Annotated in this window: 23 protein-coding genes; 7 read left to right on the forward strand and 16 right to left on the reverse strand. The window is 42.7% G+C overall.

Annotated features, from left to right (window positions below; translation table 11 throughout):
* The coding region (locus tag Q0541_RS04965) for a flavin-dependent dehydrogenase (protein WP_298906393.1) at positions 1–1,603 on the forward strand (1,603 nt) is incomplete at its 5' end.
* Between the two features lie 114 nt (positions 1,604–1,717).
* On the opposite strand, the gene Q0541_RS04970 is transcribed toward Q0541_RS04965, so the two are convergent.
* The gene (locus Q0541_RS04970) at positions 1,718–3,268 is read right to left on the reverse strand and encodes a hypothetical protein (protein ID WP_298906396.1); all 1,551 of its coding nucleotides are present in this window, start codon (positions 3,266–3,268) and stop codon (positions 1,718–1,720) included.
* A gap of 1,236 nt (positions 3,269–4,504) precedes the next feature.
* Between Q0541_RS04970 and Q0541_RS04975 the strand changes: the two genes are divergently transcribed.
* From Q0541_RS04975 to Q0541_RS04985, 3 genes are all read left to right on the forward strand, one after another.
* A complete protein-coding gene (locus Q0541_RS04975) occupies positions 4,505–5,959 on the forward strand; it encodes an aminotransferase class V-fold PLP-dependent enzyme (RefSeq protein ID WP_298906399.1) in 1,455 nt (484 codons plus the stop codon).
* A 106-nt stretch (positions 5,960–6,065) separates the two neighbouring features.
* Positions 6,066–7,352, forward strand: coding sequence for a sulfite oxidase (locus tag Q0541_RS04980; RefSeq protein WP_298906402.1), 1,287 nt, complete (start codon positions 6,066–6,068; stop codon positions 7,350–7,352).
* A 36-nt stretch (positions 7,353–7,388) separates the two neighbouring features.
* A complete protein-coding gene (locus Q0541_RS04985; RefSeq protein WP_298906405.1) occupies positions 7,389–8,180 on the forward strand; it encodes a sulfite exporter TauE/SafE family protein in 792 nt (263 codons plus the stop codon).
* Between the two features lie 437 nt (positions 8,181–8,617).
* On the opposite strand, the gene Q0541_RS04990 is transcribed toward Q0541_RS04985, so the two are convergent.
* The 3 genes from Q0541_RS04990 to Q0541_RS05000 are packed head-to-tail and all read right to left on the reverse strand — an operon-like array spanning position 8,618 to position 12,039.
* On the reverse strand, positions 8,618–10,117 hold the full coding sequence (locus Q0541_RS04990; RefSeq protein ID WP_298906408.1) for an Ig-like domain-containing protein: 1,500 nt from the start codon (positions 10,115–10,117) through the stop codon (positions 8,618–8,620).
* 39 nt (positions 10,118–10,156) lie between these two features.
* On the reverse strand, positions 10,157–10,930 hold the full coding sequence (locus tag Q0541_RS04995; protein WP_298906411.1) for a TIGR03943 family protein: 774 nt from the start codon (positions 10,928–10,930) through the stop codon (positions 10,157–10,159).
* 53 nt (positions 10,931–10,983) lie between these two features.
* The gene (locus tag Q0541_RS05000; protein WP_298906414.1) at positions 10,984–12,039 is read right to left on the reverse strand and encodes a permease; all 1,056 of its coding nucleotides are present in this window, start codon (positions 12,037–12,039) and stop codon (positions 10,984–10,986) included.
* Positions 12,040–12,551: 512 nt separating this feature from the next.
* On the opposite strand from Q0541_RS05000, the gene Q0541_RS05005 reads away from it, so the two are divergent.
* Complete coding sequence (locus tag Q0541_RS05005) at positions 12,552–12,719, forward strand: hypothetical protein (RefSeq protein WP_298906417.1); 168 nt, start codon at positions 12,552–12,554, stop codon at positions 12,717–12,719.
* A 527-nt stretch (positions 12,720–13,246) separates the two neighbouring features.
* Here the strand turns inward: Q0541_RS05005 and Q0541_RS34315 are convergent.
* The 4 genes from Q0541_RS34315 to Q0541_RS05020 all read right to left on the reverse strand — a co-directional run bounded on the left by Q0541_RS34315 (position 13,247) and on the right by Q0541_RS05020 (position 15,662).
* Positions 13,247–13,447: a muconolactone Delta-isomerase family protein gene (locus Q0541_RS34315; protein WP_366941813.1), complete on the reverse strand. Its 201-nt coding sequence runs from the start codon at positions 13,445–13,447 to the stop codon at positions 13,247–13,249.
* Positions 13,448–13,594: 147 nt separating this feature from the next.
* Positions 13,595–14,662 carry a WD40 repeat domain-containing protein gene (locus Q0541_RS05010; RefSeq protein ID WP_298906420.1) on the reverse strand — a complete coding sequence of 356 codons (1,068 nt, stop codon included), beginning with the start codon at positions 14,660–14,662 and terminating at the stop codon, positions 13,595–13,597.
* A gap of 74 nt (positions 14,663–14,736) precedes the next feature.
* On the reverse strand, positions 14,737–15,030 hold the full coding sequence (locus Q0541_RS05015) for a hypothetical protein (protein ID WP_298906423.1): 294 nt from the start codon (positions 15,028–15,030) through the stop codon (positions 14,737–14,739).
* Positions 15,031–15,491: 461 nt separating this feature from the next.
* Positions 15,492–15,662: a chlorophyll a/b-binding protein gene (locus tag Q0541_RS05020; RefSeq protein ID WP_273762065.1), complete on the reverse strand. Its 171-nt coding sequence runs from the start codon at positions 15,660–15,662 to the stop codon at positions 15,492–15,494.
* Positions 15,663–16,076: 414 nt separating this feature from the next.
* Here Q0541_RS05020 and ald point away from each other — a divergent pair, with 414 nt between their 5' ends.
* On the forward strand, positions 16,077–17,177 hold the full coding sequence (gene ald / locus Q0541_RS05025; protein WP_298906439.1) for an alanine dehydrogenase: 1,101 nt from the start codon (positions 16,077–16,079) through the stop codon (positions 17,175–17,177).
* A gap of 248 nt (positions 17,178–17,425) precedes the next feature.
* Here the strand turns inward: ald and Q0541_RS05030 are convergent, their stop codons facing one another.
* From Q0541_RS05030 to Q0541_RS05065, 8 genes are all read right to left on the reverse strand, one after another.
* On the reverse strand, positions 17,426–17,959 hold the full coding sequence (locus Q0541_RS05030; RefSeq protein ID WP_298906442.1) for a hypothetical protein: 534 nt from the start codon (positions 17,957–17,959) through the stop codon (positions 17,426–17,428).
* 318 nt (positions 17,960–18,277) lie between these two features.
* Positions 18,278–18,832: a Uma2 family endonuclease gene (locus Q0541_RS05035; protein WP_298906445.1), complete on the reverse strand. Its 555-nt coding sequence runs from the start codon at positions 18,830–18,832 to the stop codon at positions 18,278–18,280.
* Positions 18,833–18,906: 74 nt separating this feature from the next.
* Complete coding sequence (gene dusB / locus Q0541_RS05040) at positions 18,907–19,962, reverse strand: tRNA dihydrouridine synthase DusB (RefSeq protein WP_298906448.1); 1,056 nt, start codon at positions 19,960–19,962, stop codon at positions 18,907–18,909.
* Positions 19,963–20,316: 354 nt separating this feature from the next.
* Positions 20,317–20,877 (reverse strand): PepSY domain-containing protein, encoded by a 561-nt coding sequence (locus Q0541_RS05045; protein WP_298906451.1) that lies wholly within the window; start codon positions 20,875–20,877, stop codon positions 20,317–20,319.
* On the reverse strand, positions 20,874–21,398 hold the full coding sequence (locus Q0541_RS05050; protein WP_366941814.1) for a class I SAM-dependent methyltransferase: 525 nt from the start codon (positions 21,396–21,398) through the stop codon (positions 20,874–20,876). Before Q0541_RS05050 ends, Q0541_RS05045 begins: the two co-directional genes overlap by 4 nt.
* 62 nt (positions 21,399–21,460) lie before the next feature.
* On the reverse strand, positions 21,461–21,595 hold the full coding sequence (locus Q0541_RS05055; RefSeq protein WP_298906454.1) for a hypothetical protein: 135 nt from the start codon (positions 21,593–21,595) through the stop codon (positions 21,461–21,463).
* Between the two features lie 289 nt (positions 21,596–21,884).
* Positions 21,885–22,841, reverse strand: a complete 957-nt coding sequence (locus Q0541_RS05060) for a heme o synthase (protein WP_298906457.1) — start codon at positions 22,839–22,841, stop codon at positions 21,885–21,887.
* Positions 22,842–23,077: 236 nt separating this feature from the next.
* On the reverse strand, positions 23,078–24,013 hold the full coding sequence (locus Q0541_RS05065; RefSeq protein WP_298906459.1) for a heme A synthase: 936 nt from the start codon (positions 24,011–24,013) through the stop codon (positions 23,078–23,080).
* A gap of 392 nt (positions 24,014–24,405) precedes the next feature.
* Between Q0541_RS05065 and Q0541_RS05070 the strand changes: the two genes are divergently transcribed.
* Positions 24,406–25,488, forward strand: coding sequence for a cytochrome c oxidase subunit II (locus Q0541_RS05070; RefSeq protein WP_298906461.1), 1,083 nt, complete (start codon positions 24,406–24,408; stop codon positions 25,486–25,488).
* Positions 25,489–25,569 lie beyond the last annotated feature (81 nt).

Raw genomic sequence — 25,569 nt, forward strand, 5'->3', positions numbered from 1 at the left:
GAGCAGGGGAGCAGGGGAGCAGGGGAGCAGCGGGGAAATAACCAATGCCCACTACGACATCATCTACATCGGTGGCGCACTAGGCGCCATCCATGCAGCACTGATGGCAAAACTGGGATATAAAGTCCTGTTGGTGGAACGAATGCCCTTTGGGCGGATGAACCGAGAATGGAATATTTCTCGCGATGAGATTCAAAGCTTAGTTAACCTGGGTTTAGTCACCCCCGCTGAGTTAGAAACCATCATTGCCAGGGAATACAAAGATGGATTCAATAAGTTTTTTGATGCTAATAATCCATCCAAACTGCGATCACCTGTTCTTCACACACCCACAGTCCTAAATTTAGGCTTAGATTCCGAAAAATGGCTCCAAATGTGTGGGCAAAAACTGCAAGCGGCAGGTGGTGAAATCTGGGATGAAACAGAATTTATCCGCGCAGATATTGATATATCACAAGTGATTCTGCAAGTCAAGCACTTACCCAGTCAGATTGAGAAGCAAGTAAGTGGACGACTGTTAATAGATGCAATGGGAACTGCTTCCCCCATCGCTTGGCAATTAAATGGTGGTCGGGCTTTTGATAGTGTATGTCCGACAGTGGGAGCGGCAATTGAGAGCGGATTTGAGCCGGGGGTGTGGGATTCCCAATATGGAGACGTTCTTTATAGTCATGGGGATATTTCGCGGGGAAGGCAGCTGATTTGGGAATTATTTCCTGGAGCAGGGGATGAACTGACGATTTATTTATTTCATTACCATGAAGTCAATGCTGAAAATCCCGGTTCCTTGCTGGAGATGTACGAGGACTTTTTCACGATTTTGCCAGAGTATCGCAGGTGCGATATGGACAAGTTGGTGTGGAAGAAGCCGACATTTGGGTATATACCGGGACATTTTAGTGTAGGGAGTAGCGATCGCAAAGTTGCCTTTGATCGATTGATTGCGATCGGTGATGCGGCATCACTCCAGTCTCCCCTGGTCTTCACCGGTTTTGGTTCTCTAGTTCGCAACTTAGAGCGCTTAACAACGCTGTTGGATACTGCTCTCAAACATGACTTGTTGAGTTTCCGACACTTGAACCAAATTCGCGCTTATCAAAGCAACGTTTCAGTGACTTGGCTATTTTCCAAAGGGATGATGGTGCCCACAGGGAAATTTTTACCACCCCAACGGATCAACTCCATGCTCAATACCTTTTTTGGGCTGTTAGCAGACGAACCTTTAGAGGTGGCAGATAATTTCATTAAAGATAGGTGTGATTGGTTAACCTTTAACCGCCTAGCACTCAAAGCAGCGAGGACAAATCCTGCCTTGCTTTTATGGATCTGGGAACTTGCTGGCCCAAGGGATTTGCTCAGATGGCTTGGTAGTTATTTTAACTTCGGTCGTCATGCCCTGGTTAGTGCTTTGCTGAGTCCGTGGTTCGGGCGCTTCTTGAATCGGGTAGGTTTTTGGCTGGAACCTCGGAATCCGGGATTGTGGTTGTGGCTGTTGACGATTAATTATGCGATCGCTACAGGCAAACCGCGATCGCCCAGTCAGGTAGCCAAAATTAGCCCAGAAGCCATAATTCCGAAGTCAGAAGCAAGGATTCTGAATTAGTTATTAGGCATTGGGCATTAATCATTTGACTCCTAACTCCTGTACAGATGCGATTAATTGCGTCTGTACTCCTAATTCCTATACAAACGCGATTAATCGCGTCTCTACTCCTAACTATTGACTCTTGGGGTGAAAATTTGGTAGTTCCACAGATGCCAATGACTTACGCCCCTTAGGTGGACGCTGGGGATAAACTACCGGTGAGGGCGAATTGGTATCATTGGTGTTATCACCTGATAAATCTGGGGACAAATCAGTTGCCGACAATTCCAACTGCGTCAATTGTGAAACTTCTAACCAGTAGTCTTCAGTTTCTCGAGCAGGCGTCTCAGTATGAGGTTGAGTAGAGGAAACCAGTAAGTTATTGGCTGGTGAAACCACAGAATCTGTCATCCCAGAAGTGGAGGTAGTTGCAGGGGGATTAATTTCTGCTTCCAACTGCTCCTTTTGTGGATTTTCTAGTTCTTCATCGTCTTCTAAGATTGTTGCTAAAGTCTCCCAGATCGGTGCATCACCCTGATTACTATCCACATCCGTTTTCGCAGTAGGTGGTGGTGATGCAGATGCAGGCTGGGAGGTGAAAAACATTTGAATCAGACTATCTAATTGCTGATCTAAATTTGATGAACCCGAAGTTGAAACAGCTTCTGGTGTATCTGGGGAATCATCAATTTTTGGAGAGGGGCCGGTTTCTGCTGGTGTTGGAGTATTTTGCTTAACTGACCAGTTCCAAGAAGATGGTGTCGGAGTCGGTTCATTTCTTTGGAATGGGATTGGTGCTGACGGTTCGCCCCAAGAATTATCTAGATTCTCAGTCAAGGATTCTGGTTCTGCTGACCAAGGTTGAATTGGCTGGGCGTTAGGAAACAAAGACCGAGCTTTTCGAGAAAATCTTCCTTGTCCGCTAGTTATGTCTTTGGGATGTTTTGCAGTATCCTCTAAGGAGTCATAACTAGGAACTGATGTATCTAAACATTTTTCTAGAGCTGCTTTAAATTGCAGGGTCTGGCGTTGTTGTCGCATCAGTCTAGTACGTAACTCCCGACAAGTATTTTCTGATTGCAATAGCTGCTGAGACTGTTCGCTGTTGTTAGTGTGTAACAACGTACATTCTCGCTCTAACTGGGCAAGACGTTGTTGACTAATTTGTAGCTGTGCTTTATGAGTATCAATAAAAATTTCCTGGCGTTGAACAGTTTGTACAGCAGTTTCTAATTGTTGAAATAGGGACTTTATCTGTTCTTGAGCTGCGGCCAATTCTTGAGTATGTTGGTTGAGCATCGACTCAGTAACGCTAGAACGCGTTTTCTGCCACTGCAAAACCTTTTCTGACTCAGCTAGGTTGTCTTTTAGCTGCTCCACTTGTTCATACAAGTTATTGTTAGCTGTACGCAATTCTTCGTTCAATGCCAGCAGGTTCTGAAACTCGGAGTCAATAAGTGCTTGCTTGCCGCTTTCAGGCTCTGCAACCCAGTCCTGCTGGGTAGTATCTTTTGAAAATTGTGTATCTTCAGCTGCCATGAGGAGTGGCAGTTTTTTAACTGCCATATTGTCATTAGGCACAACTGAGTAAAAGGGACAACTCGCCTGCTCCGATTGTGGCGAATTAGCAGAATTTAAGGATTCCATCACAGCCGCCTTGTTTGAGGTGTCAGCTTCATTCATCACTCTTGACCCACCTGCTTAAAAATATTCAGCAGTGCTGGCATTAGCATTGCTTATCAACTGTGTCTAATCAGGGTTGCTCTAGAAGCTAAGTTTAACTCTCTCCAGCCACCAGCAATTAATCATCAATTGGTGTTTCCCATTTTGTATCTAGACTGATGCCGTTATAACACTATGATGCTCTCGTCCGTCAAGAAGAGGATGGGGGGACAAGGAGACAGGGAGACGACTTGGGGAGTAATCTTGTGTCCCCACCTGATTACAGTCCACGTTCATCACTAAGATGAGCGTGCTTGCTCTAAAACTCTCTTTAGTTACCGCCCTTGTCTTGAAGATGGAGGGACAATTCCCTTTGTCCTTTTCAGGTCAAGAAGCAGGCGGAAGGGAAACTGGGGCCGCCAGCCTGGCTATTTCCTTCTAGACATAAACCGCCCAGAATTAAAGTTCCGCAGATCATAACTAAAGTCTGTTTTAACGCACTAAACCGCGTCCACCTTAAAAACTAAACTGTATTGGCTGATGAAGTTTTTCTACATGAAAAAACTATATATACTTTATTTTCTGTAATAGCATCTTTCTTAAGATATATATTGTAAATATCTCCTTCAATATATTTTTATATTGACTTATTTATTACTTAGGAGCGATGTCAGTACAAGTATCTGTTATTCAAGCTAATTCTATAATCTTGGGCGATCGCTATTTAGTGTCAGCAAACAACTAAGAGCTTCTGCCAGAACTGCAATGTTAGGAAATTATGCTCTGTAAGAAAAAATACTTACAAAAACTTTTTGTAAGTAATAATTTATCTAAGTAAAATAATAAAATTTTTTTAAAGAATAATCTCAATTTAGTACGGGCTTTTTTCTAGGTAAATGCAGTCCTAGTAAGCAATTTCAGGCTTAGTTAGTCAGAGGCTTTTCTATCAACTTGCTTTCAATACGTCAAGTTTGTTTAATGACTAGAAGAAAATTCTTTAAAGTATACTTAATTACTTGTAAATATTAAATACAAAGTATATTAAATTACAAATAAAATAATTTATTTCAATATTAATACGGATATACTTTTTAATTAGTTTATTAAAGAATAATTGGAATAACCGAGTTTTCTAGTAGTAACAAAGTAATTTTAAAGACCATAATTACTGCTAACTAATCTGATTGTTGCGTTAGAGAAAGCAGTGTGGCAGTTAGGTTTGTCCAAAAATTAAAAGTTTAAAATAGGGTGCTAAAGATGACCGATATAGTTGCAATGGGTACAAATATAAAGCAAGAAGCTGCCCAATTACTGCTAGTTGCAGAAAATTGTGACAGTTTTTGGAACAAAGAAATTAAACCGTTATTCACAGATGAGTCTCTATCTTTTAGAGTGAAGACTCTTAAGGGAAACTATGTCAAGTACGTCAACTTGGACAATGGAGCTACAACCACTCCCTTTGCAACCCTTAAGCAGCATGTGGACGAGATGCTTGACACCTATGGCAGCGTGCATCGAGGTTCTGGGCAAAAGTCCATCATCACTACACGAGAATATGACGCCAGCAGGAACGTCATTCGGGACTTTGTGGGGTCATCTTTAGACAACTATGTAATCTTTGCGAAGAATACAACAGAAGCAATTAATGGAGCCGCCACACTTTGGGCAAAAAAACCTGGGAAAATCTTAGTTTCTGATATTGAGCATTCATCAAACCTGCTGCCTTGGGTTACTAGAGACGAAGTTGTGCAGTACAGAACGCAGCCGGATGGAAGTGTAAGTGTCACAGAAATTGAAGATATCTTCAAGGCACACCAAAATCTCCCTAAAGCCGAACAAATTAAGTTAGTGACTATTACAGGTGCTTCGACAATTACAGGTTACAGACCCCCGATTTACGAAATTGCAGCTTTAGCACATCGATATGGTGCTAAGATTTTTGCCGACGTGTGTCAGTTGATTCAGCATGAACGAGTAGATATGCGTGCTGATGAGGACCCATGTCATTTAGATTTTGTGGCTTTTTCTGGACACAAAATGTATGCACCTTATGGAACTGGGGTTTTGCTGGGGCCGAAAGAATTTTTTGATAGCTCTTACCCTTATCAAATCGGCGGTGGGAACCTGCCTTATATCACCAGAAATTTAGAAATCAAGCGTTTTTACACAGAAGGGGCCCATGACCCTGGAACACCAAACGCAATGGGTGCGATCGCCATTGCCAAGGCGATTCAAATTATCGAAGGCCTTGGGCGTGATCGCATTGCTCAGTATGAACACTCTTTAGTTGAATTTACATATACACGGCTTGGGCTGATTCCTGGGGTGAAAGTACATATTCCAGGAGATAATTTAGCCCATGTTATTCCCTTTGATATTGATGGGTTTGATGGACGCTTAGTGGCAGAGATTCTGGCACAAGAATACGGCATTGGGGTTCGGGCTGGGGCTTTCTGCACTTATGAATATATTCGCAAACTTAAGAATATTTCAGATGAGCAAGACTACGAAATTGCTCAGGAAGTAGACAGAGGAATCACGCGCAACATTCCTAGTATTATCCGAGCCAGCTTTGCTGTATATAATACATTAGAAGATTGCGATCGCTTTATTGATGCGATCGCTCAAATTGCTAAAAACGGATTGGCTCACTATTTGCCCAACTACACACAAGATGAAATCACTGGTGTTTGGACAGCGATAGACAGCTAATCTCGCCCCTTTTTCTCGCCAAAAGATATATGGCAGCTTGTAGGGGCACGGCAATGCCGTGCCCCTACCCACTGAAAATTACAAATAATTACAAGGGGGTAATAGCTTGAGCGATGAAAACCTCTTTGACCAGGAGGAGTATCTACAGGCACGGGTTGAGCAGTGCATGTGGCAAAAAAGTACAGATGCAGGTATTTCGCGCCAGCGCTTTCTGCAAATACTAGCCACTATGGTTGGTGCAACAGCCATCGGGGGGTTAGCTAAACCTGCGCCTGCTCACAGTCAGGCAGCTATTAAAACCAAGGGCAGTAAAATACTTAAGCCATTGCCACCAGGGTATATCTCTCATAGCAAAGGCACATTAGAGATGAACTGGGAAGCGATGTATGGGCGTGGTTATTTAGTACCAAATGATTGGTTCTATGTTCATAACCGCAGTACACCTCCCCCGTTTGACCCATCTACATGGCGTTTGCAAATTCATGGAACTGGCGTTTCTGCCCCCTGTGAGTTTACTTACGATGAAATCATCGCCATGCCATCCATCTCAGTCACTTGCGCTATTGAGTGTGCTGCTAATGGTCGGCGTTTCTTTGAAGAGGCTTACAACACACCACTCCCTGGAACACGATGGAGGCTTGGAGCTATTGGTGTGGCTGAGTGGACTGGTGTACCACTTGGCATGTTATTAGAGCGAGCTGGCTTGAAATCCACAGCAAAAGACGTACTCGTTGAGGGTGCAGATGTGGATTCGCTGGACTCAAAGGGGACGAATAAATCCAAGTTCAACAATGTAGTTCCAATTGCCAAAGCATTAGCAGATAACTCGCTTCTTGTCTATGCAATGAACGGAGAACCATTACCTCCAGATCATGGTCAGCCATGCCGTGCCTTATTCCCTGGTTGGGGAGGAAACGCCAACGTTAAATGGATTGAGCGGATTGAGGTTTCCCAAACACCGTTATATACCCAGTGGGTGACGGAGCAAATGGTGCTGGTTGGTGCAGACTACCCAGCGATCGCTCCGTATAAAGGTAAGCTGATTACCTATCAAAATGTTAAGAGCGCTTTTGAGTTGGCTTGGCCAGCTACGCTTTCGGCTCGAACTCACTTATTACGTGGACGTTCTTGGTCTGGGAAAGGAAAAATTGTCCGTGTGGAAGTCAGCCTAGATGGCGGTAGAACTTGGCAATTTGCACGACTAAGAGAACCAAATTTTCCATTTGCATGGACACGGTGGGACATTGAATGGAACCCAACTCCTGGGGAATATTTTCTCCAAGCTCGTGCTACTGACAATTTAGGTAACATACAACCAAGTACAGTTCCGTGGAATGATTCTGGATTGCTCTATGGAGGCGTTGTTAGCCATCCGGTAACAGTACGAGGTTAATCACACCAAATCAGTTCTCTAGAAAAAGACCTATTTATGATTGATTATAGTTGGTTGATTTTGGTGACTGGAGGTCTAATATCTGGAGTCATAGCTGGGCTTTTAGGAATAGGTGGCGGTATTATCACAATTCCTCTTTTAGTCACACTAGGTTATACTCCCGTTCAGGCGATCGCTACTAGTAGCCTTGCTATTGTAATTACTTCAATTTCTGGAAGTTTACAGAATTGGTGGATGGGCTACTTTGACTTTAAACGAGTAATTTATTTAGGAATTCCAGCTTTTCTAAGTACTGGAATCGGTGTATATTTCGCCAATCAAATCCCATCCTATGTAATACTCTTTACATTTGGCATTATACTACTTGCTAATATCTATTTGATTGAGCTTCGTAAACAACTGGCTTTCAAGGAGATAGAGAATACACCACCAGTATTTAACCCATTAATTTCTAAAATTGGTACTGGGGGAGCAGCAGGAATTTTAGCAGGTTTATTTGGCTTAGGTGGCGGTACGATTATGGTGCCACTACAAATCTTACTACTAAAAGAAGAAATTAAAGTAGCAATTCAAACTAGTTTGGGTGTGATTGTCATCACTGCATTAGCTGCCTGCACAGGACACGCATTAGAGGGAAATATTCTGTTTGTTCAAGGTATAGTTTTGGGATGCGGTGGTCTTTTAGGCGTTCAAATGAGTACTCGCACATTGCCAAAACTACCAGATTCCACTGTAAGTTTAGTGCTTCGGATTTTCTTAGGAATACTATCAATTTATATTTTTTGGGAAGCTTGGACAAATTATCAACAAATAATTCCTAATTTGTAATTCATAATTCGTAATTACAGCATTTTTTATTTATTTTAACCACATACATTGTTGGGACACAGCAATGATCATACGTGTCAACTTAGAGGTTATCTATAAAGTAAAGTAAAAATAAAATTACTGTAGTGTTTTAAGCGATTTTTCGAGATGATTTGTCACGAAAAATATGACTCTCACGCCTAACGCACCCCTTATAACATGGTGCGTTAGGCTAAAGCCGTAACACACCCTAACTTTTGATTTACTTTATAAATGGTCTCTTAAGGTGAAAGCCATACAAAATCTACTTTCTATACCTCAAGGTTTTTTGTAAGGTGGGTTAGGCGCTAGCCGTAACCCACCACTACCATCGAATACTAAAAGTTAAGTAAAGCGGTGCGTTAGCCTTTAGCGTAATCCACCCTACCAAAACTAATTACGAATTACGAATTACTCGGTCAAGGTAGCCATCGGGGATGAAATCCAGCTAAGGGGAGTTGTTCTGGTCTAATTTCCACAGTCGCAGCATCAGCGATGGGTAACAGAGGCATTAACCACAGGCTACTGGTAGCAATAACATCTCCATCATCAGTTTTCAAAGTGTTTGTAGGTAATGATGTTGTTGAGTTTGTCTGCGGTACTACTTGGTCAAATAACAAGCCCAAACCGTCGGCAGATAAACTCATTTGCACATTCCGTTGATCGGGAGGCAGTACTAGCAGTGGTTTCTGTTGCCCGGTTTTCAGATCAATTGCCACCACATAAGGCTGTTCTATGTATTGTTCCTTGGATACTAACTGTGTCAGCAAGCAGTAGAGGGTGGGTGAGGCGATGTCAAATTGGCAGTTGAGAATTGAGCCTGTTGTTTTTAATAGTTGTTTCTGCACACCTTGGTTTGTCACTAAAAACAAATCTCGTGTGTAATCTGTATTAAACTTTACCATCGCTGCTTGAGAGCCATCTTTGGAGAAAGCCTGTACCAAGCCAAACTGCGGCAGAAAATCTAGGGGTTTACTGGCATCACCTTGCAGTGGTAGAATTGCTGCCCCCTGTCCTTGGGCAACTGCTACAGCTTTACTATCTGGCGTGATCATAAAGTCTCCCCCCGGTTGGCTTTTCAGACGTTTAGGGGTGGGTTTTTCTGCTGAACCGTCGCTGGTTGCTGGCATAAACCATAGTCCAAAGTCGCCGGGATTAGTTTTGTTTCCCCGCTGGATGACAATAGTTTGCCCATCAGGTGATAAGTCAAATTTCAGGTTTTGATAATCTTTACTATCTAAAGTTAGGTCAACTTTGCCTCCTGGCTCTGCTTGTTGTCCAGATTTACCAGAAACGCCTGTTGTCACTCTGTAAAGTTGAGCTGAAAGTAAGTCTTCGTTCTTAGCAGCACGAGCGGAAAATAAAATTTTCTCCCCATCTGGAAACGACTCAAAGTCCATTACTATCAAGTCTTTGGGGGTAAGTATCGTTTTTTGCTCTTGGGTTAAGTTGTAAAGAACTAATCGTCCCTGTTCTTCTTGATTGGTTCCTATGTAAAGGATGACGCGATCGCGTGTGCGGAAGCTACCAATAAAGGGCTGGATTACCCGATTTTTGCCTTCTTCCTCTGCAAACTTATCTTTCGCTCCCTGTAACTGCACTTTATAATTCGTGCCGTAGGGGGCTGGTGTCACGAGTGTATAAACCATCCGCCGCCCAGCCCAACTGAATTTACCTGCTAGGGGTGGCTCGATTTTCAAGTTATCCTCTACGCTTTTTATTTCCATTGGGCGGCTAAACGTGAGGGTGAAGGAGTTATCTTCTGCCCCAATTTGTTGATTTTGCCAGGTAAAGTCCCGGACACGAGCAGTCACCACGTCACCTTGCAATATTATTAACCCAATCAGCACACTCAGCAGTAGCATCAGTCCGATCGCTATCCGATCCAGTGGTTCGATAAATGCTTTAGATTTAGTCATTTGTCGTTAAGCATTAAGCATTGGGCATTGGAGAAATAACTAATAACTATAAGGATTCTGTGGTTGAGGAATCTTTTTAAGAGAGGTAGCGGCAATGGTAAGTTGGCGTTTACCTGCCAGATTTTCTGTCACCATTTGTCCTTCTACTTCCAGCCAAGTGTCAGGGGAATAAGGTTCTTGATTGTTTGGCAGTTTGACGGGTAATCCCACAGGGTAAGCATCTGCTGCACAGCAAGTTAAGACAAATCGGGCTAAGAACAAATATTCTTTTCCTATATCTGGCGGATGGATGACAAATCCCTGCACCTTGACTTTTTGTCCTGTATATGTATCTGGCTCTGGATAGACATTGACAGTGCGTACCCAGTCTACAAGCGATCGCTCCTCTGGACGAACAGTAGCCCGAAAAGCTTGGGGTTTGACGCGTGTAGTTCCCAATAAATCAGCCGTCACACCTCTTTGGAGTGCTTTGTCACTAGCAAAAACTTGCGGTGTAAAGATGAAACCCAAAATCGCTGCAATCAATAACACAGAACTGCCCCAACCAGGGGGAAATAAACTAATATGCTGGGTGTTTGGCATAACATCAGGGCGACGCCGCAGCCAAAGTTCCTGCATCTTGAAAAAACCAATAATGATCAAGCTGATACCAGTTACAACCACTAACCAAATGTAATTTGGATGAATCAATAGATTCAGCTTGTTAGTTAGCCAATATCTCAACATCAAAATGCCCCAAGCTGTAATTGCTAAGGCATCCAGCCAAGGGAGTAACAGATTTGAGATTTTAGATTTGGGATTTTTGCTAGCCATTAGTTATTGGGCATTGGTTATTAGCAAAGAATAAAAGACAAATGACTAATTTTTTAAAGAACATGCAAGTTCATGAAAAGAGTAAACACAAATGTTAATTGTGCCGCTAAAGCAAATAAGTAAAAGACAGTTTTGGGTTTAAAAATGGATAACATCAAACCAATGCCTTTGATATCAATCATTGGGCCAAACACCAGAAATGCTAATAAAGAACCACTGCTAAAGGTTGAGGCAAAAGATAGGGCAAAGAAAGAATCGACTGTAGAACAAATTGACACCACTACTGCTAATATCAGCATGACCACAATCGAGCTAATAGGCCCAGCACCCAAACTGAGAATTAATTCCCGTGGGGCTAGCACTTGAATAGCAGCAGCGATCGCACTTCCTAAAATCATCACTCCGCCCAATTCCCGGAATTCTTGGATGCTATTATCTACCACTAGACGCAGTTTCTCTGCAAGGGGTTTATTGGTATTAGAAATTGGCGTAGTCGCTTGTACCAAATTAGGATCTATCCGCAGAGGTACACCTGCTTTTCCTCCTAAGATATAAGTCCCGGATTGCAAGATATTTGGTATCGCTTCTTGGTGTTGTACTTGGTAACGTTTCCCACGGCGTTTGGTTTGGGGCTGTGCGGGTGGATTAAACTTCATATATCGAGCGATCGCAGGTTGGACTATGGGATTTAAGTCCTTTTGAAAACTGAAAACAAAACCGATAATTGTGGCAATTGCTAGGGAAAATACGACTCGTAAAACGACTATTTCTGGCTGATCTCGAAATGCTGTCCAAGTTGCCCAAATTACAACTGGGTTAATTGTTGGTGCTGCTAGCAAAAAACCAATTGCCACTGGTGTGGGTACTCCCTGAATTAAGAACCGCCGCGCTACCGGTACATTCCCGCACTCACACACTGGAAATAAAAAGCCGATCATGCTGCCAACTAAAGCACCCAACAGCGGATTTTTGGGCATTTTTTCTACTAATTTGCGCTCATCAACAAAAAACAGCAGCAAACTGGAGAATAAAACCCCAAGAAGCAAAAAAGGCATCGCCTCGACTAGCAGACTTAGAAATATCGTAAAACCATTGTTCAGTTGATTCATGGGCGTCGCAGTCAAAAGCGATTTTGAGTTTTAGGGTTCTGCCTAGTCATTCTATCGAAATGGGGATCAAAAGCAGATCAGGAAAATTAAACATCATTTAAGTAGCAAGTTGTCCGATGTTTCGAGTAGCGCTTAAGCGCTACAAACCTTTGCTTCAGACGAAATAGTAAGTTTTACCTGAGTGCATTTTCTGACGATGACCATTTCTAAGATTGTCTAAGTTCAGAAATTGTTCCAATTGTAGAGGGCAAGTAGCTGCATAGATGATTTCAAATTACCTATGTTTATACTTACAGTAATATGCTAGATAAGATATTAGCTCGGCTGTATTTTCATCAAGTATTCACAGTTCTTCAACATTTGGGGTAGGCGTAGCCCGCCCTTAGACATCGCTCTTGGTTGCTACTATCATTGGTTTTGGCTAGTTCTGGGAAAACTTTATCTGAGTTTTGGTTGATTTTATACTATAAAAACTCTAAAAAGGCAAGACCAAACTTTAGCAAACACGGTAAATGCTTGCAATACCTTATCCTAAAAAACACGCTGTCCGCGATCGCCAATTTCCGAAAAGCCCTACAGGCCATCTCACAAACGTAGGCAAAGCTTTAGCCCACCTGCGTGGGCTGAAATCCTTACAGACTGGGGAAATAGCCTTTCTTTCTATAGCCTCCCTTTTCTAGAGTGAGGCTATTTTGGCGATCGCGTAGCGTGTTCCGTAGCACAAAGTGTTGATAAATTTTTAAACTTTTATAGATAAATGTAGACAATATTTGACTTATGTACTACAAAAATGTTTCAAAAGGGTCTTTTGCTCTCATAGTTAGTACAGCAAGGCATCTCAGTACATGGCGCAACCTTGATTTTGCGTTGCATTTAACCCAGTGCAGAACTGCAAAATTATACCTTTCGGGACTTTTAAAACATCCTCTAAGGAATAAGAATTAAATAACATACAATTTATGTCCTTGACTTACCTCATCCTCAATTCCTCTCCTTATAAAGGAGAGGAAAGCTAGATACAGGATGAAGTTTTGCATTTTATTTAATCCACGTTCCTAAGATAGACAGAAGTCATTTAAGTCTGATTGTTGACATTGAATGAAGGAAATAGGCTTAAATGAGCTTCAAAATGTTCTTTTTTTGCCAGTGCATAAGATTCAAAAAAATCTAAGAGTTTAATATTCTTTTAACATTTAACACTTCTGGATTAGGACTTCTTCGCGAATGCTGGATACGGTGCGAGCGGAAATATCTGGTAGTCAACGTAATCAACCTTGACAAGTGGAAATCTATCGATCATCTTTTGCAGATGGTTCTGTGACTCCGCTTCAAAGAAAACGACTGCACCCTTGTTTTTCGTGTCTAGCGCCCACACTTGACGCAGACATCCCTCCGTTTTCGGAGATATTTAACCACCCCTAAATCGTGATTTTTTTTGGCAGCGAAGTACTTCTTGCTGCTTATCTATAGGTAGCTGGCGCAATTTCTCCAAGACTAGCTTGCTCAATATTCATATCCCGACTTCTTTAATAAGTCGGGGTTCTGGTGTTCGCTATTAATTAGGTTTTTGTGGAGTTCCCCAAATCTTGATTTGTTGATCAAATCCACCACTGGCAAGAATTTTACCATTTGGACTAAAAGCGATCGCACTCACCCAGTCTGTATGTCCACTTAGTGTATTTAGTAACTCACCTGTAGTTAAATTCCATAATTTAATCCCATCTTTGCCGGCACTAGCAAGGGTTTGTCCATCGGGGTTAATGGCGATCGCATTCACCCAGTTATTATGTCCTGTAAGGGTGCGGACTAATTCTCCAGTATTAATATTCCACAGTTTGACTGTGCGATCGCGGCTTGCACTAGCTAATGTTTCTCCATCTGGTGTAAAGATAACAGCGCTAACAGTATTAGAATGAGCTACAAATTCATTAATTAATTTACCAGTACTCAAATTCCACAACTTGATTACACCCTTATTGTCACCACTAGCCAAAGTCTGCCCATCAGGACTAATGGCTAGGGTATAAATCAAATTATCAAAGCCTACTAGAGTCCCTAAAGGGCGCTGCTGTAGCAAATCCCATAGACGAATCCCATCCAAAGCTCCACTGATTAGAACTTTACTATCAGGAGACACCGCTAAAGATAATACGTTACTGGTGTGTCCAACAAAAGAACGACTAAATTTTAAATTTCTTAGATTCCAGAGGTTAATCGTATTGTCATCACTACAGCTAGCGAGGGTTTGCCCATCTGGCGAAATTACTAAAGATTCTACGGCTGTTTGGTGTGCTTTGTTAATATCCGCCAACTTTTTGCCGTTTGCTGGATTCCACAGGCGAATTACACCCTCATTTTCTGCACCTCCACTCACAAGAATTCTGCTATCTGGGCTGAAAGCCAGGGATTTAACAGTTCCTCTATGTCCTCTGAGTGTGTAAAGTAGTTGTGCATTAGCAAAGCTATTGGTAGTTTGGGAATTTGGTGTTACTTCAATAGCAGCATGAGCTTGATGAATGTAAAACCCTTCCCAGGTAATCACTGGAAGGGCAACAGCTGCCATAAATGCCAGGATAATATATGGCCGCAGAAAATTACCCCCACCTCTTCCCTCACTACTCACTCTTTTTCCTCACTTTTATATATACGGTTAGCCAATAAATTTTGCAGAGTTATTAACTAATAACTCTGCACTTCCTAAAGAGGTGGTTTTTTCTTAGAAACGCTTAACATTGGTAAAGGCGGACTAGAAGAACGAGAGGGCAAATAATGTTGCACTACAGGCTCCTCTGGTAGAGAATGGCGCTGCTGGAAACGCCACAACTTAAAGGCTAGCGCTATGCCTGTTGTTCCTAAACCAAAAGCAAACAACGACCAGCTATCATTCAATCCGCCAATCAGGGCATCCATAACGCCCATCGTCATCAATACACTGATTAGTGGCTCTTTTCGGTAGGTTAACTTTAAAAAACGAGGTAATACAGCATTCATCACAGCTTGATTGGTTCCAGTTCACCTTTCGTGTATATTTACCAAGAATACCTCACCCGTAATTTGCCTTTCTCATCCAAGGCAAACACTATTATGATTTTCTTTAGTAGGGGAGGAAGTGTACTCATTAATCGCCTTGCATATAATAGTAGACAGTGGCAGAAATTTGCCTACCTTTAACAAGGGGACTTTGCCCCAAGTCTTGTTAATTAAGATGGGGGCTGGATTTCTGCTGTGCTGTAGTAATTGCAAGTCTATTGATATTTCAATCACTAATAAATATTTCGATTCCTCTCTTGCTTACATTCTAGGGCAATAATTTAGGAATAAGTCTAATTAAACTATCTAGGGCGAAGTACTTCGCTTTCAATTGTTAAAGTCAAAACCAACTGCTTGTTCCAGCTGGTTGAAACTCTTTTAACTACTAGCTTACAATTTCCACCTTCGGCTTGTTGGTAGCACTACTTCAGACCCAGCCATGATAGCACCCCTTGATTGGTGACATATTCAATCACCAGCATCAAAGCGAAGCCAATCATTGCGGCTCGACCATTCAAGCGTTCAGCATATTCGTTAAAGCCAAACTTCGGCTCCACTAGTTTAGGTGTAATCGTTGGTTGTGTTTGTGTCATTTTTAAGAAACCTTTTTTCGCCAAACGGGACTTGATATTAGACTTTACAGCAGTTGTAGGGGATAAGCGTTAAAGGTTAAAGAAATTGACCCGTTCTTTCCCTTTAACCTTTACCCTACTTCGGCAACTTATGATCTGATTGCAGTGCTTGAATGCCTTGATGACTTGAGAAATCCAGCAAAAGCCTCCTAGTAGGGAGCTATACAATCACTTTTTTAATAAATTGTTACTATTCTTTATATATTGTATAAATACTGGAGCAATAGTCAAGGGTAAGAGTTTAGGGCTACTCAGATGAAATTGAGAAACTGAGTCCAGAGATTAGCTATCTCTAATACAGCTACTCGAATAGATCAGTAGCAAGCTTGAGATTAGCAGGCTAGAGTTAAACAAAAAAATTATCAGAGGCGGTATATGGAAATCGGCGTTCCCAAGGAAAATAAGGATCAAGAGTTTCGGGTAGGGTTAAGTCCTTCTAGTGTGCGGGTGCTGCGAGAAAATGGTCATAGCATCTTCGTCGAGACGCAAGCAGGTAATGGTGCTGGATTCTCAGATAATGACTACAGAAGTGCTGGAGCGGAGATTGTCCCCACATCAGAAACGGCTTGGAATCGGGAATTAGTTGTTAAAGTCAAAGAGCCGCTGACATCTGAGTATAAATTTTTGCAGAAAGGGCAGATATTATTTACTTATTTACATTTAGCAGCCGATCGCAAATTGACAGAGCATTTAATTGATTGTGGCACTTGTGCGATCGCCTACGAAACTGTAGAACAACCTGGTGCTAACAGACTTCCTTTGCTCACCCCCATGAGCGTTATTGCCGGTCGGCTAGCAGTACAATTTGGGGCCAGATTTCTAGAACGTCAGCAAGGTGGTAGAGGAGTGCTTTTGGGCGGTGTACCTGGAGTTAAACCAGGTAAAGTAGTAATTCTCGGTGGCGGCGTTGTCGGCACAGAAGCAGCTAAAATTGCTGTAGGCGTGGGTGCTAGCGTCCAGATTTTAGATGTAAGTGTCGAGCGCTTATCTTACCTAGAAACCCTCTTTGGCTCTAGAGTCGAATTGCTTTACAGCAACTCTGCTCATATTGAAGCCGCAGTCATTGAAGCCGACTTGCTCATCGGTGCAGTTTTAGTCTTAGGACGTAGAGCACCAATATTAGTATCCCGTGAATTGGTCAAACAAATGCGTCCTGGTTCTGTAATAGTTGATGTTGCTGTTGACCAAGGCGGTTGCATAGAAACTTTACACCCCACATCCCACACAAATCCGGTATACATTGAAGAGGGTGTGGTGCATTATGGCGTTCCCAATATGCCAGGAGCAGTACCTTGGACAGCAACTCAGGCACTGAACAACAGTACATTACCTTATGTTGTGCAGTTGGCAAATTTAGGAATTTTGGCACTAGAAGTTAACCCAGCATTAGCTAAGGGTGTGAATGTGCAGGATCATCGCTTAGTGCATCCGGCTGTGCAAGAGGTATTCCCTGATTTGGTAAACTCAGGTGTGTAAGTATAAGGCGATCGCTTATTTTAGTGGTGGTAGCGATCGGTAATTAGACTAATTTCCTTACCAAATGCGCGGATGGGTAGGTGTACAAAATCAGAAGGGGCAAAAAATGGCTGCACGCTTCCTCTATACAATACTTTCAGGGCAATGCTACTTTTAAACCATCCGCGCACCTTATGGGGACTGGTTTTGAGTTGTAATTTTTTAATGCTTTAGCAGAAGTAGATGTTGGAGGATGAAGCCCATCGCCCTTAAAAAACTAAATTACATTTACGCTTAAACTCTTCTCCGTAAGCTTCTATTTCCGCCCTGTCCCTAACAACTGTGTCCCCAGAAGCTCTTTTCCTTGATATAATTTCATCCCCTACGCGCTTTATACACTCTTGCTGAGTTTCTTTTTTATCTGGATGCAAAGCAGCCCAACAAATCATGCAAGCAAATGTAGCCAGTGTAACAAATATAGCTCCCTTGACTGCACCAGTATTTTCTGCATATTTCCCAGACTTAAGAGTTAAAAATTTACTCCATTTTTGTTTATTTGATATTCCAAAAATCATCACAGTGGTGATTTTGGCTGGTTGAATTTCGTTTAAAGTTTTTATAATTGCTTGGGTACAAATCTTGGGATCTAGTGTTTTGGTAGATTTGACATTCAACTCTAAAGTTACACCATGATGGATTTTGGATTCTATTGTCGTTCCGTCAAGAGAAATTGACTCTTCCACCAGCTTAGAAATACCAAGGATATCACCAATTTTTGCAAATTTCTGTATATTATCAGACATTAAGTAGCACCATGCACTTAATCTAGTTGTACTGGTTTGCAGGCGCTAGCGGTGCAGGAAAATCACTGAAGTTGCTGAATCCTTTTTAACTCCTTTTTAGGAGTATTCCAAATTCGTACAGTTCTTTTATAGCTGCCTAAGTATTACCGAATGCAACATCTTTGGGGTTGAGAGTAGCAGGGAATAATTGTTAATTGGGGTTGCAATTGTTACTGCGGCAGGTGTTGATAGCTTCTTTTGCACAAATTGCAATTCAATAAAATCCCTATTGGGAATTGAAACTTTTTGACTCTCTGAAGTGTAAGTTCTAATTCATTTTCAAGCCAACAATTTGTCTACAGCTACACTAAAACCCAGTAATACTTTTTGAGTGCTAATCACATCACTAGCTTTAAATCCTAAAACCTGATTATCAGTTATTACAAAAATTAACCGACTGTCAGGAAATACCAGCCAAATTTCTTCGCAACCAGACTGCAAATACTCCTGTGCTTTGAGAAATAATTCTTCAGCTAAATCGGTGGGTGAAACTATCTCAACAATTAGTGGGAAACTCTGTGGCAAAGTGGGAACATTGTCAAATTGAGCTACCAATTCAGGCGTCAGATAAGCCACATCAGGACGCCGACCCTGTTTAAATGTGCGACAAGGTACTTCAGTGTAAACTTTGCCACCTAGTTGATTGGTGTTGATGTAACTTCTCCAATAAAAGCTTAGATTAACTTCAATTTCACTATGCTTTAATGTCATCCCTGTTTTTTCTATCAGTTGCTCATCCACCCACTCCATCCCGTCTGGAGGATTTGCGATGAAGTCTTCTAAAGAGTGGATTTCGGGAATAGATACAATCTCATTGTGTTTGGAAACTAACATTGCAAGCCTCCACATTAATTAGTTAAATACACAATACATACAGTGATAAAGAAAATTTTTATAATATTCATTTTTTAAAGCATTACCAAACTACCTTGTGCTTCTTCCTCTAATTCATAACCATTAGCTAATTTTTCAATTGCTTGGTCAATCATTGCCAAACCTTGATCTACCCTTTCAACTAAACTTAACTGTCCTCGAAGTTCAGCAGCACCAACGAAACCTTTAGCATACCAAGTCATATGCTTACGGGCTTGACGCACACCGCGATCGCCTTTATATTCCCATAAGGCTTGTAAATGATCTCTTGCACATTCCAGACGCCCAATTGGGGTTGGTGGCGGTAATATCTCCCCAGTTTTCAGGAAGTGATCAATTTCTCCCACCAAAAACGGATAACCCAAAGTTCCACGGGAACACATCACACCATCAGCGCCAGTTTGCTCTAAACATTTCACAGCTGCTTCAACACAGAAAATATCTCCATTCCCAATCACTGGGATAGAAAGCACTTCTTTTACACGGGCAATCCATTCCCAACGGGCATTGCCATTGTATCCTTGGGCGCGGGTGCGTCCATGTACTGTGATCATTTTTGCCCCTGCATCTTCCATCCGCTTCGCAAAGTCGAGAATAGTAATTTCGTTGTCATTCCAGCCAATACGGGTTTTTACTGTCACAGGGACATCAACAGCTTTTACCACTTCCCGCACAATTGCCTCTGCTACTTCTGGTTGCCGCAACAACGAAGAACCACCACCATTTTTAGTGATTTTATTTACCGGACAACCCATATTAATATCAACAGTATCAGCACCTTCTGCAACTGCCTTGATTGCTGCTTCTGCCAGAAAATCTGGACGGCAATCAAATAGTTGAACGCTAATTGGGCGTTCGTTAGGGTCTACCTCCATGATTTTGGGTAACTGCTTGACATAATGCAACCCCGTAGCATTCACCATTTCGGTATACATCATCGAATCTGGGGCATAGCGACGCACGAGACGGCGAAACACCATATCTGTCACCCCAGATAGAGGCGACTGGAGAACCCGGCTTTTTACCTCAAATGAGCCAATTTTTAAGGGTTGGGAGAGCCTAGCTTGAAGAATGGGAGACAGAGAAATCATAGAAAAAATTAAAAATTGTGGGAACCGAAGATAGCTAGGATATTTAGAGATACTGTTTATTTTTGTTGATGTATCTTGACTTGGAAGCTATTTTTGCAGCTTACCGAGCCTGTTCAACTTCCAAATCCAACGCCTGCGAGATTTGTTTGGCTGTCAAACCCAATACCAATAATTAAGATAAAGTTGTTGTCTTCCACAACGACAACTCAATAGGTACAAGCAGCCCATGTTCTAGATCCTAGCACTACTACAATGCCTGCTACTGCAAATAAACGCTACGACGATGCGCCATTTGAACTCAAGCGGTTCGTGTTTACACAGATGCGTATCTAAGCGAACGATGATTTACCCGACTTAAAGGGTTTCCTTTAGGCTTGAATTAGTCTCTGAATTTTTTCTGACTAGAAACGGATAAATGAACAGATAAACACCGCTGACTGCCAGTGTTGACATAAAAAACAAAAAGGACATTTCAATCAGATCGTGAATCCAGGGAGCAAACCATCCCAGCAATCCTCGATATTCTAAAAAATCGGTGGAGTTGAAGCCATACTTTACTAATTTGCCGTTATGAGCATCGATATACCATTCAAACAAACGTTTTTGATTTTCAAATCGATAAACGCCTAAAGTTGGTAGATAGGCAATTTCATCAATGTCTTCTAGCGTATTAATCCCCTCTGGATGCAGAGAGATTAATGCTTGCGAAGCCTGTTCCAGAGAAAGTAAAGATTTGGTATTTTCTGCAACAGTTTGAGTAGGTGGTTTCCCGTCAACTGTAGGTAAACCAGAACTGAAGACAGATGGAAGGGCAATTATTTCAATTAGGTAAATTGCAATGACCATAGCAAAGTAAAGGCCAACCCATCGGTGAATTGTTCTTGACCATCTTGATAGAAACTGCTTAATTTTCATGATGCCTCCTTAACCTTTATCGAAAATTCTGTTCCGCCGTTTAAATTTAAAGTTGATGACCGATAACCATTGGCAGGATTCTGTAAAAAATCAACATAACTTTTGAGGGAGTCCTTAAAGATTTTGACATTATCAGAGATAACGATTCCGCCTGGTCGGATCAACGGATCTAGAATTTTTAACACATCCAAGGCTAAGTGCGTCCAGCCATCAATCAATACTAAATCAACTGTTTTATTAAAGGTTTTTAGGGTTTCTAAAGCATCCCCTTCTCGAATATCGACATAGGTTTCTAGTCCGGCTTCGGCAACATTTTTTCTGGCTTGCACAACTTTTTCATGCACAATTTCTGTGCCAATAACAACGCCGCCGCCGTTGTCCCTCACAGCAGTAGCTAGATATATAGTGGAAATTCCAAATGAAGTGCCAAATTCAACAATTGTTTTAGCGCCAATAGAACGGGCTATCAAATACATTAATTCCCCTTGATCCCTTTCAATGGGAATGTATTTATCGTTGATTCAAGGTGCGTTAGCCTACGGCATAACACACCCTACAATAGAATGGCACTTACTTAAGATTTTTATGCAGCCATCTGGAATTTGATCGCGCGTCGTGGTTTGGTCATGCGAGGATATGACTTGGGTCGGCGTTTGAGTACTCTTGGCTGAATGCGATCGCTACCAGAGGTCAGCAGTTTTTGTACACATGCAATCACTCGACTGACTGCGTTGCGACAACTTTTATCATCCAGAACTTGGTATATCTATGCCCACAGTGTGACTATGGGATTAAAAAAACGATGCCGAGTACGGCAACCTTCGGAAGGCGCTATAAAATCAGTAAAGATTCCAGGACTTCTTCGATGGTGGATGGTGGTAACATTTCTTGCCAGGGCAGTCCCCTTAACGGCTAAATTTTCCTCCGGCGGGCTACGCCTACGCGCCTTGGAGAAACCGGGTTTTTCTCAAACCCGATTTCTGGAGGCTGAAATCCCCAGCTAAGAATTAGCCGATTAATAGATGCAGCTGATTGATCCCTGCACTAATTAGATGATGGGTAACGGGAAGGCTATCTACCACCATACCCAGGCACAACAGCATCATGTAGGAAATGGAATAGAGAAACAACTCTCTAGCTACAGTGCGATCCTCTGGATTTTGCAACAAACGCCAAGATTTGTAAATAAATAATCCTCCCAGAATTAGGGCGATCGCAGCATAAAGAATTCCACTTGCTCCCAAGGGATAAACCAATAACACGGTTGCAACTACGGTAAGCAGGGTATAGTACCAAATCTGCTTCACGGTTGCCGTAGTACCTTCAATCACAGGTAACATTGGTATCCCAACTTTTGCGTAGTCATCTTTAATCATCAGAGCTAACGCCCAAAAATGGGGCGGTGTCCATAAAAAGACGATCGCAAAAATCAGCCATGCTGACCAGCTTAATGTGCCCGTGACAGCAGCCCAACCCACTAACGCCGGAATTGCCCCAGCGGCCCCACCAACAACGATATTCTGGGTGGTGTGGCGTTTCAGCCAGTGGGTATAGACCAAAATATAAAAGACGATTCCAGAGAAGGCTAGCAGGGCGGCTAACAGGTTAGCAAATACTGTCAGGAGTGTAAAGGAAATCGTCGCCAGTGCGATCGCAAAAATTAGAGCATCGCGCGGCTGCACCTTACCCGAAGGCATGGGACGATGGCGCGTCCGCTCCATGTCATAATCAATATCCCGGTCATAGACACAGTTAATCGTCTGGGCGCTTGCAGCCGCCAAGGTGCCGCCAGTGAGAGTTACTAGCAACAGCAATGGATCTACTTCTCCCTTAGCAGCAATCCACATACTCCCAGCTGTGGTAATCAAAAGCAACGGAATAATCCGAGGCTTCGTTAGCTGGTAGTAACTTTGAATTACCTGTAAAAATGTTTCGTGGTGGCGAGAGACATTAGTCTCAATCATTTTGGCTCTGGTTCCTTATTTTTCAACAAATTATATGCAGCCCCCGCTCAAGCTGGCTCTTTCAGGCAAACGAAAACACAGATTTTCTGCACCTGCGTGGGTCGCAATACTCGCCGTTGCGCCTTCCATCAGTGCTGAGTTAGGAGTAGAGACGCGATTAATCGCGTTTGTTAGGAGAGACGCGATTAATCGCGTCTGTACAAGAGTTTCCCCTGCCTCCCCTGCTCCCTCATTCCTTACCCGTGACTCAGCACCCGTGACTCAGCACTCACTGAGTCACGCAGTGCGAGAACTGTGAAAGCCACTAAAGTACCCAGCAAAGCAGCTCCTATAGCTTGGTGAGAGACGGTCAGAGGCTCGACTTGGAGATGTAATTTGAAAGTGGCGAATCCCAACAAGATTTGTAAGCTCAACAACGCACCAGCCATATTTGCCAGTCGCCGCAAGGCTGGATGTAGTGCTGGTGTACGCCAACAGATAAATACCATTGCCAAGGTTGTCACCGTTGGCGGCACCAAACCAGCAATATGGCTGTACATCACAGTACAAAGTTGAGAACCGCCGAGGCATTGGTGTAGCGCCCAGCGAGAGCCTACCAAAGCACCTAGCAGACTTTGCAGGTAAACCAGAATAGCGGCAGTTAAACCTACCCAAGGTAAATTACCAACGGTTCCAGTCCCTTGATAGGGAGTGAGTGCTGTGCCGACAATCAGGAGGGTGGTAAAAAACAACAGCGCCGTTCCTAAATGAGCGGTAACGATATCAAACCGCAACAGTTCGGTAACGGTGAGTCCCCCCAAGATACCTTGGAAGACGATTAAAAATAGGGCGAATGTGGATGCCCAAGGTAGCCAAGAGGGTAAGAAACGACGATGCCACCACGACAAACCGAAGAGTGCGATCGCGCTTACACCAATTAAAGCTGCATCCAATCTGTGAAACCACTCCAGGAACACCTGGAGATTCATTTGCTTGGCTGGCACGAGTTCGCCATAGCATAAGGGCCAGTCTGGGCAAGCAAGTCCAGCATTCATCACGCGGGTGGCACTGCCTATTGCCATCAAAATTAAGGTGGCTATGCACATTTTCCACACCAAGCGCCGAATCATTTCCTTGGGCTTTTGCTGCTGAAGTGCCGCTTCATTTTGTTGTTGTAGGACAAATTCGCTCATTAACGATACCTTCTGCCCGCTCTTGGTGGATCTCTTAAAATTTTCAATTTTCTTTTAGCGTCCCATCTTCACCCTAGCGTATAGGCTAAAGGTTTATAGATTAGCACTCACTTATACTTTGAATCACTTTAGCGACGTTTTGCCTGAAGCTTTAGGTATTTTTCAAGATGTGAAAAATTGATTAATCACAATTAATTTAAGCATCCTAAATTTTTCCACTGATTTACATCTACTTTTGGCAGGATTTGATAGTCACCTTCTACCCAAAATTAGTAAAATAGTTAAAAAAATTAATAAAAATTTCAGACCTTTGGATTCCATGCCTTCTGGCCTAGACTACCTTAGTAAGTGAGTAGCTTTGAGATAACGTAGTAAATTAAATTAAGTAAGCCGTGAAGATTCCAAGTTCAATCTGGACATTACTCATTGGCATCGTGCTAACGCTAGTCAGCCTTTGGTACGGTCAAAATCACGGTCTGTTGCCAACAGCAGCCACGGATGAAGCCGTATTAGTGGATGGTCTGTTCAACGCGATGATGATCATTTCTACAGGTATATTCCTGCTCGTAGAAGGTATTTTAATTTACTCTGCATTCAAATACCGTCGCCGTGCAGGTGATAATCAAGACGGCCCACCAGTTGAGGGCAATGTACCTCTAGAAATTCTCTGGACGGCGATCCCAGCAATTATCGTTATTGGTATTTCTGTTTACAGTTTTGATGTGTACAACGAAATCGGTGGCTTCGATCCCCATGCTATCCATGAAGCGCCGATGAATCAGGAGTCAATGGCAATGCCTGGAAGTGCGATGGCAGCGACTTTAAGCGATACTCCTCCTAGCACCGAACCCAACCTCAATCAAGAAAAATCTGACGAGGCAATGCAAGACCCAGCTACCGCAGAAGTTCGCAATGCTGACCAAATTCCCCAACTGCGGAATGCCCCAGGTGTAGGTATTGTTGCTCCGACAATTGGGGGCAGTCCTGATAGAGCAGGCAAACCACCAGAATTGCGGGTCAACGTCACAGGTCTACAATATGCCTGGATTTTCACCTATCCTGAAACTGGTATAACTACAGGTGAAATGCACGTCCCCATCGGGCGAGAAGTGCAAATCAATATGACAGCCAACGATGTTATTCACGCCTTCTGGGTGCCAGAGTTCCGTCTGAAACAAGATGCGATCCCTGGTAGACAAAGCGAGATTCGTTTCACGCCCAAAAAAGCAGGCGATTATACCCTGATTTGTGCTGAACTTTGTGGCCCATATCACGGTGCGATGAGAGCATCAGTAGTAGTTGAGACAGAAGAAGCCTTTGATAAATGGCAGCAAGAGCAGCTAGTTGCCAGCAAAGAAACGCTAAATCAAGCTGTTGCTGTTAACCCTGCGGATCTTTCCCCAAATGAATTTCTCGCCCCTTACACCAAGGACATGGGAATTCAGCCAGAAATGTTACATCAAATTCACAAATAGTCAACAGTCCACGTCAAAAGTAATAACTCACAACGGGCTAAACGCCCCGCTATCGCTAACAGGACTCAAGACTCAAAACTC

Origin of the sequence: uncultured Nostoc sp. (assembly GCF_937863485.1) — a bacterium.
Taxonomy (GTDB): Bacteria; Cyanobacteriota; Cyanobacteriia; order Cyanobacteriales; family Nostocaceae; genus Nostoc.